At 46.9% G+C, this 16,438-nt stretch carries 13 protein-coding genes; 10 read left to right on the forward strand and 3 right to left on the reverse strand.

Translation table 11 applies throughout. The features are described from left to right. Positions 1 to 17: 17 nt before the first annotated feature. The 6 genes from PG915_RS04980 to PG915_RS05005 all read left to right on the forward strand — a co-directional run bounded on the left by PG915_RS04980 (position 18) and on the right by PG915_RS05005 (position 6,432). Positions 18 to 947, forward strand: a complete 930-nt coding sequence (locus PG915_RS04980) for a carbohydrate ABC transporter permease (RefSeq protein WP_353498111.1) — start codon at positions 18 to 20, stop codon at positions 945 to 947. After that, the gene (locus PG915_RS04985; RefSeq protein ID WP_353498112.1) at positions 944 to 1,801 is read left to right on the forward strand and encodes a carbohydrate ABC transporter permease; all 858 of its coding nucleotides are present in this window, start codon (positions 944 to 946) and stop codon (positions 1,799 to 1,801) included. The genes PG915_RS04980 and PG915_RS04985 overlap by 4 nt, the downstream gene beginning before the upstream one ends. A 5-nt stretch (positions 1,802 to 1,806) precedes the next feature. After that, on the forward strand, positions 1,807 to 2,919 hold the full coding sequence (locus PG915_RS04990; protein WP_353498113.1) for an ABC transporter ATP-binding protein: 1,113 nt from the start codon (positions 1,807 to 1,809) through the stop codon (positions 2,917 to 2,919). A gap of 421 nt (positions 2,920 to 3,340) precedes the next feature. After that, positions 3,341 to 4,339: a TRAP transporter substrate-binding protein gene (locus PG915_RS04995; RefSeq protein WP_353498115.1), complete on the forward strand. Its 999-nt coding sequence runs from the start codon at positions 3,341 to 3,343 to the stop codon at positions 4,337 to 4,339. A gap of 75 nt (positions 4,340 to 4,414) precedes the next feature. Continuing rightward, positions 4,415 to 5,068, forward strand: a complete 654-nt coding sequence (locus PG915_RS05000; RefSeq protein WP_353498116.1) for a TRAP transporter small permease — start codon at positions 4,415 to 4,417, stop codon at positions 5,066 to 5,068. A 2-nt stretch (positions 5,069 to 5,070) separates the two neighbouring features. Then, positions 5,071 to 6,432 carry a TRAP transporter large permease gene (locus tag PG915_RS05005; protein ID WP_112462278.1) on the forward strand — a complete coding sequence of 454 codons (1,362 nt, stop codon included), beginning with the start codon at positions 5,071 to 5,073 and terminating at the stop codon, positions 6,430 to 6,432. A gap of 29 nt (positions 6,433 to 6,461) precedes the next feature. On the opposite strand, the gene PG915_RS05010 is transcribed toward PG915_RS05005, so the two are convergent. The 3 genes from PG915_RS05010 to PG915_RS05020 all read right to left on the reverse strand — a co-directional run bounded on the left by PG915_RS05010 (position 6,462) and on the right by PG915_RS05020 (position 9,899). Beyond that, complete coding sequence (locus tag PG915_RS05010; protein ID WP_353498118.1) at positions 6,462 to 6,647, reverse strand: hypothetical protein; 186 nt, start codon at positions 6,645 to 6,647, stop codon at positions 6,462 to 6,464. Positions 6,648 to 6,732: 85 nt separating this feature from the next. Continuing rightward, the gene (locus PG915_RS05015; protein WP_353498120.1) at positions 6,733 to 8,076 is read right to left on the reverse strand and encodes a sigma-54-dependent transcriptional regulator; all 1,344 of its coding nucleotides are present in this window, start codon (positions 8,074 to 8,076) and stop codon (positions 6,733 to 6,735) included. Then, positions 8,073 to 9,899 carry a sensor histidine kinase gene (locus PG915_RS05020; RefSeq protein WP_353498121.1) on the reverse strand — a complete coding sequence of 609 codons (1,827 nt, stop codon included), beginning with the start codon at positions 9,897 to 9,899 and terminating at the stop codon, positions 8,073 to 8,075. Before PG915_RS05020 ends, PG915_RS05015 begins: the two co-directional genes overlap by 4 nt. A gap of 536 nt (positions 9,900 to 10,435) precedes the next feature. Here PG915_RS05020 and tig point away from each other — a divergent pair. From tig to lon, 4 genes are all read left to right on the forward strand, one after another. Further along, positions 10,436 to 11,740, forward strand: a complete 1,305-nt coding sequence (gene tig / locus PG915_RS05025) for a trigger factor (RefSeq protein WP_353498123.1) — start codon at positions 10,436 to 10,438, stop codon at positions 11,738 to 11,740. Between the two features lie 105 nt (positions 11,741 to 11,845). Beyond that, a complete protein-coding gene (clpP, locus tag PG915_RS05030) occupies positions 11,846 to 12,469 on the forward strand; it encodes an ATP-dependent Clp endopeptidase proteolytic subunit ClpP (protein WP_042499015.1) in 624 nt (207 codons plus the stop codon). A gap of 123 nt (positions 12,470 to 12,592) precedes the next feature. Then, positions 12,593 to 13,873, forward strand: a complete 1,281-nt coding sequence (clpX, locus tag PG915_RS05035) for an ATP-dependent protease ATP-binding subunit ClpX (protein WP_042474030.1) — start codon at positions 12,593 to 12,595, stop codon at positions 13,871 to 13,873. A 118-nt stretch (positions 13,874 to 13,991) separates the two neighbouring features. Beyond that, positions 13,992 to 16,343, forward strand: coding sequence for an endopeptidase La (gene lon / locus PG915_RS05040; protein ID WP_353498125.1), 2,352 nt, complete (start codon positions 13,992 to 13,994; stop codon positions 16,341 to 16,343). Positions 16,344 to 16,438: the final 95 nt, after the last annotated feature.

Below are 16,438 nucleotides of genomic sequence, written 5' to 3' on the forward strand. Positions count from 1 at the left end.
ATCAGTAAGGAAAAGTTATGGAGCAGGCTTTGAATGCACAAGACTCGAATAAGCAGTCCGCGCCAAAACTCAGCTTGGTAGATCGCCTTCAAAATTGGCTACCCAAAATAGTCATGGCACCCACCATGCTGGTTACCGTAGTGTGTATCTACGGGTTCATCTTTTGGACCGCGGCGATCTCATTAACCAACTCGCGTTTTCTCCCCTCGTTTAACTTTGTCGGCTTTACTCAGTATGAGAAGCTGATGGAGAACGACCGTTGGATCACTTCTATTACCAATCTTGGTATTTTTGGCGTGTTGTTCATGCTAATTGCGATTGTCCTCGGTGTGGGACTCGCAATATTGCTTGACCAAAATATCCGCCAAGAAGGCGCAATTCGTACTATCTACCTCTACCCGATGGCACTCTCTTTCATTGTCACAGGTACGGCGTGGAAATGGATCTTAAACCCAGGTCTCGGCATCGAAAAACTCATGCATGACTGGGGTTTCGAAAACTTTAAGTTTGATTGGCTGGTCAACTCCGATATGGCGGTTTATACCCTAGTGATAGCGGCGGTTTGGCAATCATCTGGCTTTGTGATGGCGATGTTTCTAGCCGGGCTTCGCGGTATTGATTCGTCGATCATTAAAGCGGCGCAAATCGATGGTGCAAATTTGCCAACTATCTATTGGAAAATCATTTTGCCTTGTCTGCGCCCGGTGTTCTTTAGTGCAGTCATCATTACGTCTCACATCGCCATCAAGAGCTTCGACTTGGTGACTGCGATGACCGCAGGCGGCCCTGGTTACTCCTCTGACTTACCAGCGCTCTTCATGTACGCACACTCATTTACTCGTGGTCAGGTTGGTCTCGGCGCAGCGAGTGCCATGATGATGCTCGCAGGGATATTGGCGATTTTGGTTCCGTACTTGTACTCAGAGCTTAGGGAGAAGAAATCATGAATACGTCGATGAATCTCTCAAGACTTTTTATCTACTCGGCGTTGACTTTCTTCTGCTTAGTATACTTGATGCCATTGTTTGTCATGGCCATTACGTCATTTAAGACGCTGCCTGATATTAAAGCCGGCAACCTGATGTCGCTACCAACAGAGTGGGTATTTGACGCATGGAGTAAAGCATGGAGTAGCGCTTGTACTGGCGTGAAATGTGAAGGGGTGAAGAGCTATTTCTGGAACTCATTCCAAATGGTGATCCCGGCCGTGGCAATATCAACCTTGCTTGGTGCGTTCAACGGTTACGTGATCACTAAGTGGAAGTTTCGAGGCTCTGATCTGTTTTTCAGCTTGCTACTGTTCGGGTGCTTTATTCCATTCCAAGTAATCTTGCTACCAATGGCGGCGCTACTTGGAAAGCTAGGTCTCGCGAACACAACTGCGGGTTTGGTAGCGGTACACGTTATCTATGGCATGGCCTTTACGACACTGTTCTTCCGTAACTTCTACATTGCGGTGCCAGATGAGCTTGTCAAGGCGGCCAAACTGGATGGTGCGGGCTTCTTCACTATCTTCTTTAAAATCCTGCTGCCACTTTCGACACCTATCATCATGGTGACAGTGATTTGGCAGTTCACCTCAATTTGGAATGACTTCTTATTCGGGGTCGTCTATTCAGGCTCAGAGACGCAACCGATAACGGTGGCACTCAACAACTTGGTCAACACGAGTACGGGTGTCAAAGAGTACAACGTTGATATGGCCGCTGCGATCATCGCTGCGTTGCCAACGCTGGTGGTCTACGTACTGGCAGGGAAGTATTTTGTTCGCGGTCTCACTGCGGGTTCAGTAAAAGGATAATCAACATGGCAACATTAGAACTTAAACAGATCCGCAAAACCTATCGCAATGCGGACAACGAAACCCTTAAAGGTATCGATATCAGTATCGACTCCGGTGAGTTCCTTATCCTTGTAGGGCCATCGGGCTGCGGCAAATCGACCTTGATGAACACCATTGCGGGTCTTGAGGATATCAGCGCAGGAGAAATTGTGATTGATGGTCGCGATGTCGCTCAGGTGCAGCCAAAAGATCGTGATATTGCTATGGTGTTTCAATCTTACGCCCTTTATCCAAACATGACGGTACGTGGCAACATCGCCTTCGGTCTAAAAATTCGCAAGATGCCCCAAGAGCAAATTGATGCCGAAGTTAATCGCGTTGCTGAGATGCTACAAATCGACCATCTTCTTGACCGCAAACCATCACAACTTTCTGGCGGGCAGAGACAAAGGGTAGCAATGGGCCGAGCGCTGGCGCGACGTCCTAAGCTTTACTTGTTTGATGAGCCGCTGTCTAACCTAGATGCGAAGCTGCGTGTTGAGATGCGCCATCAGATTAAACGTCTCCATCAGCAGTTAAATACGACGATTGTGTATGTAACGCATGACCAAATCGAAGCGATGACGCTCGCTGATCGCATCGCAGTCATGAAAGACGGTGAGTTGCAGCAACTGGGCACACCCAAAGAGATCTATAACGAGCCAAACAATATGTTTGTCGCAGGATTTATGGGTTCACCATCGATGAACTTCATCAAGACACGTGTTGATTTGGATGAGAATGATAAGCCGATTATTCGTGTGTTCTCGGGTGACAATGAGCAGCACGTCGTCGCACTACCAGAATCTTTGCGTCCACAAGACGGCAATGAGATTGTGATTGGTCTGCGTCCTGAACACATTACTGAGAAGCTTGAAGACGAGGCAGTCGTTGCGACTCAAGTCAGCCTTAAATTGGAAGTTCTTGAGCCAACGGGGCCTGATGTCATTGCTATGGTTAAGGTTAATGACCAAGAAGTCGCGTGTCGTTTGTCTCCTGAGTTTGATGCCAGTGTGGGGCAGGTGGCTCCGTTGTACTTTGATATGTCTAAGGCGGTGTTTTTTGATGCTGTGACTGAGGAGAGGTTGTTGGTGTAGGGCTGTGGGGCTTGATGCTTCGCGTTTTAAATCAGTTAAAAGCAAGAAGAGCACCCCCTCTAACTCCCCCTTATAAAGGGGGAGAACAATAGGCTAGCTTCTATCGTCGCATCGCTAATTATTCAGTTCAGGCGATGCGGCAGCGAGCCGTCTGTTCCTCCCCTTAATAAGGGGAGGCTAGGAGGGGTGCTCTTCTTTTTCCTCTACTCCCCAACAAAACTTTTCGGCCATTTCCCACCAATCCCGCAACTCCTCATGTGTCACTTTCCACCCATTCTCCAACCCCAGAATCGCTTTCAGTTAAGCGATTGCTCTCTATCTATCTGAAAAACAAAAACTATCCAACCCTGGCACCCTTATTGCTCCTTAATACCCATCAGTACCCATAGACGGGACTGCATCAATCCAAAGGAGAATAATAATGTTAAAGCCTCTATCCCTACTGTCTGCCTCTGCTCTTGCACTTGTTAGCTTCAATGCCGCTGCGAACTGTGATCCGGGTGAAATTGTCATCAAGTTCAGTCATGTAACCAATACGGACAAGCACCCGAAAGGTATCGCTGCGTCATTGCTCGAAGAGCGTGTGAATACTGAGATGAACGGCAAAGCGTGTATGCAGGTATTCCCTAACTCGACACTGTACGATGACAACAAAGTTCTCGAAGCCCTTTTGAACGGCGATGTTCAACTTGCCGCTCCTTCACTTTCTAAATTCGAGAAGTTTACTAAGAAATACCGCATCTTCGATTTGCCATTCTTGTTTGAAAACGTGGAAGCGGTGGATCGTTTCCAAAACTCAGAATCGGGTGAACAACTGAAAAATGCGATGAAACGTCGCGGCCTACAAGGACTTGCGTTTTGGCATAACGGCATGAAACAGATGTCGGCGAACAAGCCGCTTTTGGTACCGAGTGATGCGAAAGATCTGAAGTTCCGTGTTCAGGCATCAGACGTACTGGTTGCGCAGTTTGAGCAGTTGGGTGCTAACCCTCAGAAAATGTCGTTCAAAGAAGTGTATGGCGGCCTGCAAACTAAGGTTATTGATGGTCAGGAGAATACTTGGTCAAACATATACGGTAAGAAATTCTTCGAAGTACAGGACGGTGTTACAGAAACCAACCACGGCATTCTTGATTACCTAGTCGTGACTTCTCGTGAATTCTGGGATGGCATGCCAGAAGACACCCGTAAGCAGTTTGCACAAATCCTAAAAGAAGTGACGGACACCCGTAATGCTGAGTCAACCAAGGTAAACCTAGCCAACAAGAATAACATTGTTGAGTCGGGCGGTGTGGTGCGTACTCTAACGCCAGAGCAACGTCAGCAATGGGTAGAAGCGCTTCAACCAGTATGGCAGAAGTTTGAGAAAGACATCGGCTCTGATCTTATCGAAGCGGCGCTAGCGTCTAACCAACAATAAACATTAAGTCGTACATGGCCTCACCGGATGTGAGGCCATCTCCCTGTCCCAATTATTACAAAAGCGATGTATCACATGGAACAGTCTCTTATTTCTCGTATTGGTAAGGTCACCGATGCCTTTGAAGAAACGCTGATCGCGTTCTTTCTTGGTGCGATGACGCTGTTGACCTTTGCCAATGTTATTTCTCGTTATGTGTTTAACGACAACATTTTGTGGGCACTTGAACTGACCGTCTTTATGTTCGCCTGGATGGTGCTGGTTGGTGCGTCCTACGGTGTGAAGAAACACTTCCATATCGGTGTAGATGTGGTGATCAATATGGTGTCGGAGAAGCACCGTAAGCTGTTTGCTATCTTGTCTGTTTTGGCTTGTCTAACATTCTCTGTCCTACTTCTCATCGGCTCATGGAACTATTGGTATCCGTTTGTCACCGAGAGAGCTTGGTATGAAACAGACGATATCCCTATGCCTGAAATGTTCCAGTTCTTAGCTGATTGGCTTAATGAAGGTGAGCGTTATGAAAAAATGCCTCGATTTATCCCCTATATGGCGCTTCCTATTGGCATGGCATTGCTGACTTTCCGATTTGCTCAGGCGGCCTACCAAATCTTTAGTGGAAAACTGGATCGACTAATCGCAGGCCATGAAGTGGAAGAGGATTTAGAAGCACTAAAAGCTGAGATGCAAGATAACGCGTTTGATAACGTCAAGGACAAGGATAAATAAGCATGGACATTCTATTACTCTTTTTGATGGTGATAGGCTTTATGCTTATCGGGGTGCCGATCGCGGTATCACTTGGCCTATCGAGTATTCTATTTCTTTTGATGCATTCAGACGCATCATTGGCGTCGGTGGCGCAAACCCTGTTTAATGCATTTGCCGGTCACTACACACTACTGGCGATTCCCTTCTTTATTTTGGCATCCAGTTTTATGTCCACGGGCGGTGTGGCGAAACGAATTATCCGCTTTGCGATTGCAATGGTAGGCTGGTTCCGTGGTGGTCTTGCGATGGCATCGGTGGTGGCTTGTATGATGTTTGCGGCTCTGTCTGGCTCGTCGCCAGCGACGGTGGTCGCCATCGGTAGTATCGTAATCGCAGGTATGATCAAAAACGGCTACACCAAGGAGTTTGCCGCAGGGGTTATCTGTAACGCGGGCACTTTAGGTATCCTTATTCCACCTTCCATTGTTATGGTGGTCTATGCGGCTGCAACCGATGTGTCAGTAGGCCGTATGTTCCTTGGCGGCGTTATTCCTGGGCTACTAGCGGGTCTCATGTTGATGATCGCCATCTACATTGCCGCAAAAGTAAAAGGGCTTCCCAAGCAACCATTTGTGGGCTGGAAAGAGGTGTTTGATTCTGCCCGTGAGGCGAGTTGGGGTTTGTTGCTGGTAGTCATCATTCTTGGTGGTATCTACGGCGGGGTATTCACCCCTACGGAAGCAGCGGCAGTGGCAGCGGTTTACTCGTTCCTGATTGCCAATTTTATCTACAAAGATATGGGGCCGTTTGCGGATAAAGAAAATACTAAGCCAGTGCTTATTAAAGTGTTTGAGACCTTTGTGCACAAAGACACCAAGCACACGCTTTTTGAAGCGGGTAAGCTCACCATCATGCTGCTGTTTATCATCGCTAACGCACTGATCCTTAAGCACGTGCTGACTGAAGAACGTATTCCACAGATGATAACCGAATCCATGTTATCTGCGGGCTTGGGACCTATTACCTTCCTGATTGTGGTGAACGTTCTGTTGCTTATTGGTGGTCAGTTTATGGAACCGTCAGGCCTACTGATTATTGTGGCACCCTTGGTGTTCCCAATTGCTATCGCGCTTGGCATCGATCCTATTCATCTAGGGATTATGATGGTAGTGAATATGGAAATAGGCATGATAACGCCACCTGTTGGGCTCAACTTGTTTGTGACGGCGGGCGTGGCGAAGATGTCGATGATGGGCGTAGTGAAAGCCGCACTGCCATGGGTGGCCGTGATGTTCTTGTTCCTGATTATCGTGACTTACGTGCCTTGGGTGTCAACTTGGTTACCAACGACCTTGATGGGCCCGGAAATCATCACCAAGTAAGTTAGAACCAAAAAAGCAAAAGGAGGTCGTTAGACCTCCTCATCAATATGCTTACCATAATTCTCGCGCGGATCGGATTGAAAACGTCTTTCATACAGAACACGTTTTGACTTTACCTTGCGTCTTTCCTCAGCAGCGACACGTTGCTCAACGTAAAAAATGCCATCTATCTCAACTGTGTCAGAAATGAAGGGCACTTTGGTTTTTTCCCCCATAACGACTCCTTATTAATAATCTTGTATGCAACTCTTTGGCTACACTTTCAAGTATAGGAGATATGTATCACAGTTCTACCTTATTTTAGCTGTCGCTTTTGTAGGACTCTTTAATAAGCTGATATTTCTGCATTTTATCGTACAATGTTTTTCTCGGGACATTGAGCTTTTCCATGGTTTGCTTGATGCTGCCATGGGTGTCGATGAGAGCCTGCTCAATGACACTTTTTTCAAATAATCCCACCTGTTCAGCGAGGCTTTGGCCACGCTCTTGGTCATCATTTTGGGCATTACCGGCTTGAATTTTACCAAGCAGGACAAAACGCTCGGCACAGTTTCTCAGCTCTCTAACATTACCAGGCCAATCATGGCTGATTAATTGGCTGAGTTCTGCCACGGAGAGTGCGTTGGCGGTTTTGCCATAACGCGATGCTGCGACCAGTTGAAAGTGGTGAAAAAGCGCTGCGATATCATCTTTTCGGTCTCGAAGCGGGGGGAGGTCAAGCGTGACGATGTTGAGGCGGTAATAGAGATCTTGGCGAAAATCACCCGCCAATGACGCTTGGTTGAGATCTGCTTTGGTTGCTGCGATGACGCGAATATTTAGTGGGATGAGGGTATTGGAGCCTACTCGCTCGATAGCGCGCTCTTGTAATACACGTAGCAAGCGGATCTGTGCCTGCATTGGCATTGACTCAATTTCATCAAGAAATAGTGTGCCCCCTTGGGCATGTTCAAACTTACCAATCCGAGTATTATCTGCACCAGTAAATGCGCCTTTCTCATGACCGTACAGTTCGCTTTCAATTAAGTTTTCAGGCACTGCACCACAGTTGACGGCGACAAAGTTAGCATCGCGCCTACTGCTTTGCTCGTGCAGCGAACGGGCGACCAACTCTTTCCCTGTTCCCGTTTCACCAAAGAGCAGAATATCGGCATCAGTATCGGCAATCATCCCAATCGTCTCACGCAGAGTTTGAATTACAGGGGTGTCGCCAATGATCCTCGGACCTAGCGTTTGGCTTGCCTTTAGAGAACGTTTTAGCTGTTCGTTCTCTAAAGTAAGGTGACGCTTTTCAATTGCTCTTTGGGTAGTCTCAATCAAGCGTTCAGCGGAAAACGGTTTTTCAATGAAATCGTAAGCACCATCTTGGATTGCCTGAACGGCCATGGAAATATCGCCATGCCCAGTAATCAAAATTACAGGAATACCATCGTAATGATGACTGATGGTGTTGAGTAGATCTAAACCTGACAAACCTGGTAAGCGAATATCGGAAATTATGGCCAAGGGCGTTTCTTGCTTGAGAGCGAGTAGGGCATCCTCAACACTGGCAAAACACCTTGCGTCGATATCGGAAAGCTCGAAGCTTTGTTCCAAGGCGATTCGAATATCAGATTCATCATCAATAAAAAACACTTGGCTCATACAGGCTTCCTTGTGGATGTTTTGGCGGGTTGATTGGATGCTTTTATAGATTGTAGAAACGGTAGCTCGACGCTAAAGCGCGCGCCACCAAGAGCGGACTCGCTCACATGGATGTGTCCATCGAGGTTGTGAATAATTTGCTGTGAGATCGAAAGCCCAAGCCCTAAGCCGTTTTCTTTGGTGGTGTAAAAAGGCTCAAACAGGGTTGGCGAGGAGTAATCGGCCAGTCCCGAGCCAGAATCGTCAACATGGATCATGACTGCCGAATCGGTGAGCTCTATAGTTAAATTTAACCGCTTTTCGGTGCAATTCTCCATCGCTTGCATGGCATTGGTCATTAGATTGATCAGCACTTGTTCAAGTTGAATTGGGTTGATGAGGACTAGGATATCTTGCTGATCGACGACGCAATCCAGTTTAACCTGATGGCTCTTAAGCTGCGGTTGGATAAGCTCAATAGTCGAAAACACCACGGGCGCCAATTTCACTTCACTAAGTTCATTGGCATCACTGCGTCTGGCAAAGGATTTGAGCTGCTGACTGATCTTGGCCATTCGCTCGGTAAGGGCAACAATACGGCTAAGGTTATCTTTAGCTCGATCGACTTTGTGTTTGTCGATAAAGCGCTGACCATTTTCAGCAAAGCTGCGGATAGCGGCGAGTGGATTGTTAAGCTCATGGCTAATGCTGGCCGACATCTGCCCTAGCACCGCCAGTTTGGCTGCTTGAACCAACTCATCTTGAGCTTGTCGAAGCGCTTTTTCGGTTTTGACACGCTCATCAATTTCTACATGTAACTTCGCTGTTCTTTCCATCACTTGAAATTCAAGTTTTTGCTTCGCTTCTGCTTGCAGTTGCTCGATTTGCCTGTGGCGGTAGCGGCGATTTTCGGCAAGGGCGACGAACAGATAGATTGAAATAAACACCAAAGCCAGCACGCTGATAAAACCGAACAGGTCGACGTAGAGCGCAGATAGTGGCGTCAGCACGCGCAGTATCAGATTGGGAATCCCAGACTCCCGTTGAGTGGCTAAGTAGTGCTTAGTAAAGAGGTTCCCTTTGGGATTGGTAAGCAAGGTAGTGCTTGCCAACAGGTCACCTTGAAAGCCGAGGCTTTTGATATGGGTTTGCAGATATTGTCTAGAGTCTCGGACGGTGGTGAGTGTGTCTTCGTCAATATTCGTTAGGCTGTTAAATAGCCACTCAGAGTCGCTAGACATAAACACAATGTTGTTGCTATCGGTGGCCACGTAAATGCTGGTGTCGCTTTGCCAACTTCGCTCAATGGAAGAGAGATCCATTTTCACCACGACCACGCCGATGTGGTCTGCGGCATAAGTTACGGGAAACGAGTAATAGTATCCTCTCTGTCCTGAAGTAGAACCCAGCGCAAAGTAGGCGCTCTGTTTGCCTTCAATCGCATATTGAAAATAAGGGCGAAAAGCAAAGTTCTTGCCGACAAAGGAATGGGGAAGGTTCCAGTTACTCGAAGCGATAGTGTTACCGTAGCGGTCTAGCAGGTATGTGTCGGAGGCAAGAATGATTTTGTTCGCTTGCTGCAGGTAACGATTGGTCACTTCAATTTGAGCCGAGTTATTGGGTGCTTGCAATGCATCGACTAACTCTTTGTCTTGAGACAAAAGTTGGGGAATATGACGGTATTTGTCGAGCTTGCTATCTATTGTTTCAACAAAGCGATTGAGCCAGTTTTGATGCTGTAATTGCATCGTCTCTAAGCTGTGATGCCAGTACCAATGCCCCGCTGCAGTGGAGATAAAAACAAACAGCGCTATAAAGCTCACTAAAATTCGTTTTAATCGCATGAAACTACCTCTACAGCCTAACACCTATAGGTTAACGAATATGACTAACTTGTGGCGAAAAAGTTATGAATTCTGAGAGGTGGAAAAGCTGCAAAACAGGAGCAAGATCTCTTTTTTAGTCTTTCACTAAAAAAAGCCCTTCAATCTCTTGAAAAAGACGATATTGTCCCCATTTCAATGTGGACTTGGGAGAAAACAGCAATGATTTCCCAATTCTTTGAGTAATTAGCGACAAAAGCGTCGATTGACCCGACTTCGACTCGACAGGGTAGGTGGAGATCGCTAGAATGTCGCGTCTGAAATTTTGTCCTGAGACTAATCAGAGATGCCTTTAAGTTGACCCGTTCAGCATGACGAAGACGTCACTCATTAGTCCGATAACCAAAGCAAGGTGCTCTATAAAGTGCCGCTGACTGGTTATCGATGCTCATTTTAAAGAAGTACCTTTGGGTACTAACAAGGATGAAGCGGAAATATCTTAGAGATATTGACGCTCATACGCTCAGCCAACACTGAGCCAAACTGAGGTTTATACAATGCAAGTTACTGTTGAAACTCTAGAGGGCCTAGAGCGCCGTCTAAACATTACTGTTCCTGCTGCTAACATCGAAGACGCAGTGACAGCTGAACTACGCAACATCGCGAAAAACCGTCGTTTCGATGGTTTCCGTAAAGGCAAAGTGCCAATGAAGATGGTTGCTAAAATGTACGGCCAAGCAGTACGTCAAGACGTGATGGGTGAAGTTATGCAACGTCACTTCATCGAAGCAATCGTTTCTGAAAAAATCAATCCAGCAGGTGCACCAACTTTCGCTCCTGTTGAGAACGAAGCTGGTAAAGATCTAGTATTCACTGCAACTTTCGAAGTGTACCCAGAAGTAGAACTTAAGGGTCTAGAGAGCGTTGTTGTTGAAAAACCAACGACTGAAGTACAAGACGCAGACGTTGAAGAGATGATCGAAACTCTACGTAAGCAACAAGCATCTTGGACTGACGTTGAAGAAGCTGCTGAAGACGGCAAGCGTGTAACTATCGACTTCACTGGCTCTATCGACGGTGAAGAGTTCGAAGGCGGTAAAGCTGAGAACTTCCCACTAGAGATGGGCGCTGGTCGCATGATCCCAGGTTTCGAAGACGGTATCCAAGGTAAGACTGCGGGTATGGAATTCGAAATCGACGTAAACTTCCCAGAAGATTACCACGCTGAAAACCTAAAAGGTAAAGCGGCTAAGTTCCTAATCAAAGTGATCAAGGTTGAAGCTCAAGAACTACCAGAAATCAACGACGAGTTCGTTGCTAAGTTCGGTGTTGTTGAAGGTGGCGTTGACGCTCTTAAAGCAGAAGTTCGCAAGAACATGGAGCGCGAGCTTAAGCAAGCAATCAAGAACCGCATCAAAGAGCAAGCTCTTGACGGTCTAGTTAAAGAGAACGACATCGACGTTCCTGCTGCGCTAATCGATCAAGAAATCGGTGCACTACGTCAGCAAGCTGCACAACGCTTCGGCGGCAACCCAGAAGCAGCTGCACAGCTTCCACGTGAGCTATTCGAAGAGCAAGCTAAGCGCCGCGTAGTGGTTGGTCTTCTTCTAGGTGAAGTGATCAAGTCTGAAGGGCTAGAAGCTAGCGATGAGAAAGTGAAAGAGCTTATCTCTGAAATGGCAACGGCATACGAAGATCCATCAGAAGTTATCGCTTACTACGAGCAAAACGAGCAAATGATGAACAACATGCGCAACGTTGCACTAGAAGAGCAAGCGATCGACGCGATCCTAGCTAAAGCACAGGTTTCTGACAAAGAAGTTAGCTTCAACGAGCTAATGAACCAACAGCCTGCAGCGTAATAAGCAATATCTTGTATAGAAGGTTGACTTAGAGTCGACTTCTCTGCTAACAATGGTCCGTATGATGTTTATCATCCGGGCCATTTATTTTAGGGACATAAGAATATGAGCTACCAAGAAAAAAATGCAATGTCGCCAATTATGAACGCGCTAGTACCTATGGTGGTTGAACAAACTTCCCGTGGCGAACGCTCTTACGATATTTATTCGCGACTACTAAAAGAACGAATCATTTTCTTGACTGGTCAAGTGGAAGACAACATGGCGAACCTCATCGTCGCCCAAATGCTTTTCCTAGAATCAGAAAATCCTGACAAAGATATTTTCCTTTACATCAACTCACCAGGCGGCAGTGTTACTGCGGGTATGTCTATCTACGACACCATGCAGTTCATCAAGCCTAACGTCAGCACGCTATGTACTGGTCAAGCATGCTCGATGGGTGCTTTCCTACTTGCTGGTGGTGCGCCAGGTAAACGCTTTGCGCTACCAAACTCTCGCGTAATGATTCACCAACCACTTGGTGGTTTCCAAGGTCAGGCGTCAGACATTCAGATCCACGCGCAAGAGATCCTGACAATCAAAGAGAAGCTAAACAAACTTCTTGCTGAGCACTCGGGTCAACCAATCGAAGTGGTTGAAAAAGATACTGACCGTGACAACTTCATGTCAGCGGCTCAAGCAGCTGAATACGGTATTATCGACGAAGTTTTAACCCATCGCGGTTAACCCGTCATCGTTTGAGTGAAATAAGACTGGATTGCTGCCCTTGAAAAATGAATTCTCGGGCGCAATATAGTCTAAATTGATATACACTCAAAACATAGAAAGTAAAGGCTAAGAGGTTAGCGAATGACAGATAAAAGCAAAGAGGGCGGTAGCGGTAAACTGTTGTACTGCTCTTTCTGTGGTAAAAGTCAGCACGAAGTTCGCAAGCTAATCGCAGGTCCGTCTGTTTACATTTGCGATGAATGCGTTGATTTATGCAACGACATTATCCGTGAAGAAATCAAAGATGTGCTGCCGAAGAAGGAATCTGAAGCGTTGCCAACGCCAAGAGACATTCGCGCGCACCTAGACGATTACGTAATCGGTCAAGACTATGCGAAGAAAGTTCTCTCTGTTGCCGTGTACAACCATTACAAGCGCTTGCGCAATGGTGATACAACGGCTGACGGTGTTGAACTCGGTAAGAGTAACATCCTTCTTATCGGTCCAACGGGTAGTGGTAAAACGCTACTTGCTGAGACGCTTGCACGTTTCCTTGATGTTCCATTCACTATGGCCGACGCAACAACACTAACCGAAGCCGGTTATGTTGGTGAAGACGTAGAAAACATCATTCAGAAACTACTGCAAAAGTGCGACTACGACGTAGCAAAAGCAGAGCGTGGCATCGTTTATATCGATGAAATCGATAAGATCTCACGTAAGGCTGAAAACCCGTCAATCACACGTGATGTGTCTGGCGAAGGTGTTCAGCAAGCACTACTTAAACTGGTTGAAGGTACTATCGCTTCTGTACCACCTCAAGGTGGTCGTAAGCATCCACAGCAAGAGTTCTTGCAAGTGGACACGTCTAAAATCTTATTTATCTGTGGCGGTGCGTTTGCCGGCCTAGATAAAGTGATTGACCAACGTGTAGCGACAGGTACGGGTATTGGCTTTGGCGCGGAAGTTCGCTCTAAAGACGAAACCAAAACCGTTGGTGAGCTATTCACTCAAGTAGAGCCAGAAGATTTGGTGAAATACGGCCTTATCCCTGAGTTCATTGGACGTCTTCCGGTCACAACGACCCTGACTGAACTTGATGAAGATGCACTTATCCAAATCCTAAACGAGCCTAAGAACGCCCTGACTAAGCAGTATGGCGCGTTGTTCGAGCTTGAAGGTGTTGAACTTGAGTTCCGCGAAGATGCACTGCGTGCTATTGCTGCCAAGGCAATGGAGCGTAAAACAGGTGCTCGTGGCCTTCGTTCAATCCTTGAAGGCGTGCTTCTAGAAACCATGTATGAGCTACCATCGGCAACCGATGTGAGCAAAGTGGTTATCGATGAAAGCGTGATAAATGGCGAGTCAGAACCGCTACTTATCTACACCAACAACGACAATCAAGTGGCAAGCGCAGAGTAATTTGCCAAGTTCACTCAAAAAGGAGGTATTGATTACCTCCTTTTTTTATTTTCTTTATTGAATCCAACGATTACGCCCCCATATACTGAAAATAATACTAAGCGGAAGAGAGAATAATATGAACTTGGAACGTTCCGAGCGTATAGAAATCCCGGTATTGCCTCTGCGCGACGTTGTGGTTTACCCACACATGGTGATTCCTTTGTTTGTTGGCCGCGAAAAGTCGATCAGCTGTTTAGAAGCTGCGATGGACAATGACAAGCAAGTACTCCTAGTAGCTCAAAAAGAAGCAGATACTGAAGAGCCAAAAATTGATGACCTGTACACTACAGGTACAGTGGCGACGATTCTACAGCTGCTCAAGTTGCCTGACGGTACAGTGAAGGTACTGGTTGAGGGTCAACAACGAGCGAACATCAGCAGCTACCGTGACGAAGACTTTTTTGTTGCGGATGCAGAATTCCTAATTACTCCTGAACTTGAAGAGCGTGAAGAAGAAGTCATTGTGCGCAGCGCGATTGACCAATTCGAAGGCTTTATCAAGCTCAACAAAAAAATCCCACCAGAAGTGCTCACCTCTCTGGGTGGAATTGATGAAGCAGCGCGTCTTGCAGACACCATCGCAGCACATATGCCATTAAAACTTGCTGACAAACAGCAAGTGCTTGAGCTACTTGATGTGACTGAGCGTCTCGAGTTCTTGATGGGGCAAATGGAATCTGAAATCGACTTACTTCAAGTTGAAAAGAGAATCCGCGGCCGCGTTAAGAAGCAGATGGAGAAATCTCAGCGCGAGTACTACTTGAATGAGCAAATGAAGGCTATCCAGAAAGAGCTGGGTGACCTTGATGATGCGCCAGATGAGTTCGAGACGCTAAAAGCGAAAATCGAAGAATCAAAAATGCCGGCGGAAGCAAAAGAGAAGACAGAACAAGAGCTGCAGAAGCTTAAGATGATGTCTCCTATGTCAGCGGAAGCAACCGTGGTTCGCAGTTACATCGATTGGATGGTAGGCGTACCGTGGGCGAAGCGCTCTAAGGTTAAGAAAAACCTCGCTAAAGCAGAAGAAGTACTGAATGAAGACCACTACGGTCTAGAGCGCGTGAAAGAGCGCATCCTTGAGTACTTAGCGGTTCAAAACCGCATTAACAAGCTTAAAGGCCCAATCCTTTGTCTTGTTGGTCCTCCAGGTGTAGGTAAGACTTCTCTAGGTCGCTCTATTGCAGCCGCAACAGGTCGTAAGTACGTTCGTATGGCGCTTGGCGGCGTGCGTGATGAAGCGGAAATCCGTGGTCACCGTCGTACCTATATCGGCTCTATGCCCGGTAAGCTGATTCAGAAAATGTCGAAAGTGGGTGTTAAGAACCCGCTGTTCCTGCTTGATGAAATCGATAAGATGTCATCGGATATGCGTGGCGACCCTTCATCTGCTCTGCTTGAGGTTCTAGATCCAGAACAAAACAATGCCTTTAACGATCACTACCTTGAGGTGGATTACGATCTGTCTGACGTCATGTTTGTGGCGACGTCGAACTCGATGAACATCCCTGGCCCTCTTCTAGACCGTATGGAAGTGATTCGTCTGTCAGGTTATACCGAAGACGAGAAGCTTAACATTGCAACGCGTCACCTTGTATCGAAACAGGTACAACGCAATGGTCTGAAGCCGCACGAGATTGAAATTGAAGACTCTGCGATCATCGGCATCATCCGTTACTACACTCGCGAAGCGGGCGTACGTAGCCTAGAGCGTGAAATCTCGAAGATCTGTCGTAAAGCGGTGAAGAACATCCTGCTTGACCCAGCACTGAAGAAAGAGACGGTCAACCAAGACAATCTGAAAGAATATCTTGGCGTACAGCGCTTCGACTACGGCAAAGCTGATGACAGCAATCGTATTGGTCAGGTGACTGGCCTCGCCTGGACAGAAGTAGGCGGCGACTTACTGACTATCGAAACAGAATCGATGGTTGGTAAAGGCAAGCTAACGCAAACGGGCTCACTTGGCGACGTGATGCAAGAGTCTATTCAGGCTGCGATGACGGTCGTTCGTTCTCGCGCTGAAAAGCTAGGTATCAACACTGACTTTTACGAGAAGCGTGATATCCACGTACACGTACCAGAGGGTGCAACACCTAAAGATGGCCCAAGTGCGGGTATCGCTATGTGTACCGCGCTGGTTTCAAGCTTGACGGGTAATCCAGTGAAAGCAGAAGTGGCGATGACAGGTGAAATCACCTTGCGCGGCGAAGTACTGCCAATTGGTGGCTTGAAAGAGAAGCTGCTTGCTGCACACCGCGGTGGTATCAAAACCGTGTTGATTCCAAAGGACAATGAACGTGATCTAGAAGAAATTCCTGACAACGTAATTGCTGATTTGAAGGTAATTCCTGTTCAATGGATCGACGAAGTTCTTGAGGTAGCACTTGAGCGAGCACCGCTTGGAGCGGCGTTTGAGCCTGTAAAATAGTGATGTGCCCCAAATTTAGCTAAAAGAAATACGCTGATAAGTAAAAAAAGCTTGTCAGCGTTTTTTTGTGGCACTAACTTTAGCTATGTAACTCT

Source organism: Vibrio sp. CB1-14, from assembly GCF_040412085.2.
Lineage (GTDB): Bacteria > Pseudomonadota > Gammaproteobacteria > Enterobacterales > Vibrionaceae > Vibrio > Vibrio chaetopteri.

Coding starts and splice junctions, on each gene's coding strand:
- tig (WP_353498123.1), top strand. CDS start 10,436: ATGCAAGTTACTGTTGAAACTCTAGAGGGCCTAGAGCGCCGTCTAAAC.
- PG915_RS05015 (WP_353498120.1), bottom strand. CDS start 8,076: ATGAGCCAAGTGTTTTTTATTGATGATGAATCTGATATTCGAATCGCC.
- PG915_RS05005 (WP_112462278.1), top strand. CDS start 5,071: ATGGACATTCTATTACTCTTTTTGATGGTGATAGGCTTTATGCTTATC.
- clpX (WP_042474030.1), top strand. CDS start 12,593: ATGACAGATAAAAGCAAAGAGGGCGGTAGCGGTAAACTGTTGTACTGC.
- PG915_RS04990 (WP_353498113.1), top strand. CDS start 1,807: ATGGCAACATTAGAACTTAAACAGATCCGCAAAACCTATCGCAATGCG.
- lon (WP_353498125.1), top strand. CDS start 13,992: ATGAACTTGGAACGTTCCGAGCGTATAGAAATCCCGGTATTGCCTCTG.
- PG915_RS05000 (WP_353498116.1), top strand. CDS start 4,415: ATGGAACAGTCTCTTATTTCTCGTATTGGTAAGGTCACCGATGCCTTT.
- PG915_RS04995 (WP_353498115.1), top strand. CDS start 3,341: ATGTTAAAGCCTCTATCCCTACTGTCTGCCTCTGCTCTTGCACTTGTT.
- clpP (WP_042499015.1), top strand. CDS start 11,846: ATGAGCTACCAAGAAAAAAATGCAATGTCGCCAATTATGAACGCGCTA.
- PG915_RS05010 (WP_353498118.1), bottom strand. CDS start 6,647: ATGGGGGAAAAAACCAAAGTGCCCTTCATTTCTGACACAGTTGAGATA.
- PG915_RS05020 (WP_353498121.1), bottom strand. CDS start 9,899: ATGCGATTAAAACGAATTTTAGTGAGCTTTATAGCGCTGTTTGTTTTT.
- PG915_RS04985 (WP_353498112.1), top strand. CDS start 944: ATGAATACGTCGATGAATCTCTCAAGACTTTTTATCTACTCGGCGTTG.
- PG915_RS04980 (WP_353498111.1), top strand. CDS start 18: ATGGAGCAGGCTTTGAATGCACAAGACTCGAATAAGCAGTCCGCGCCA.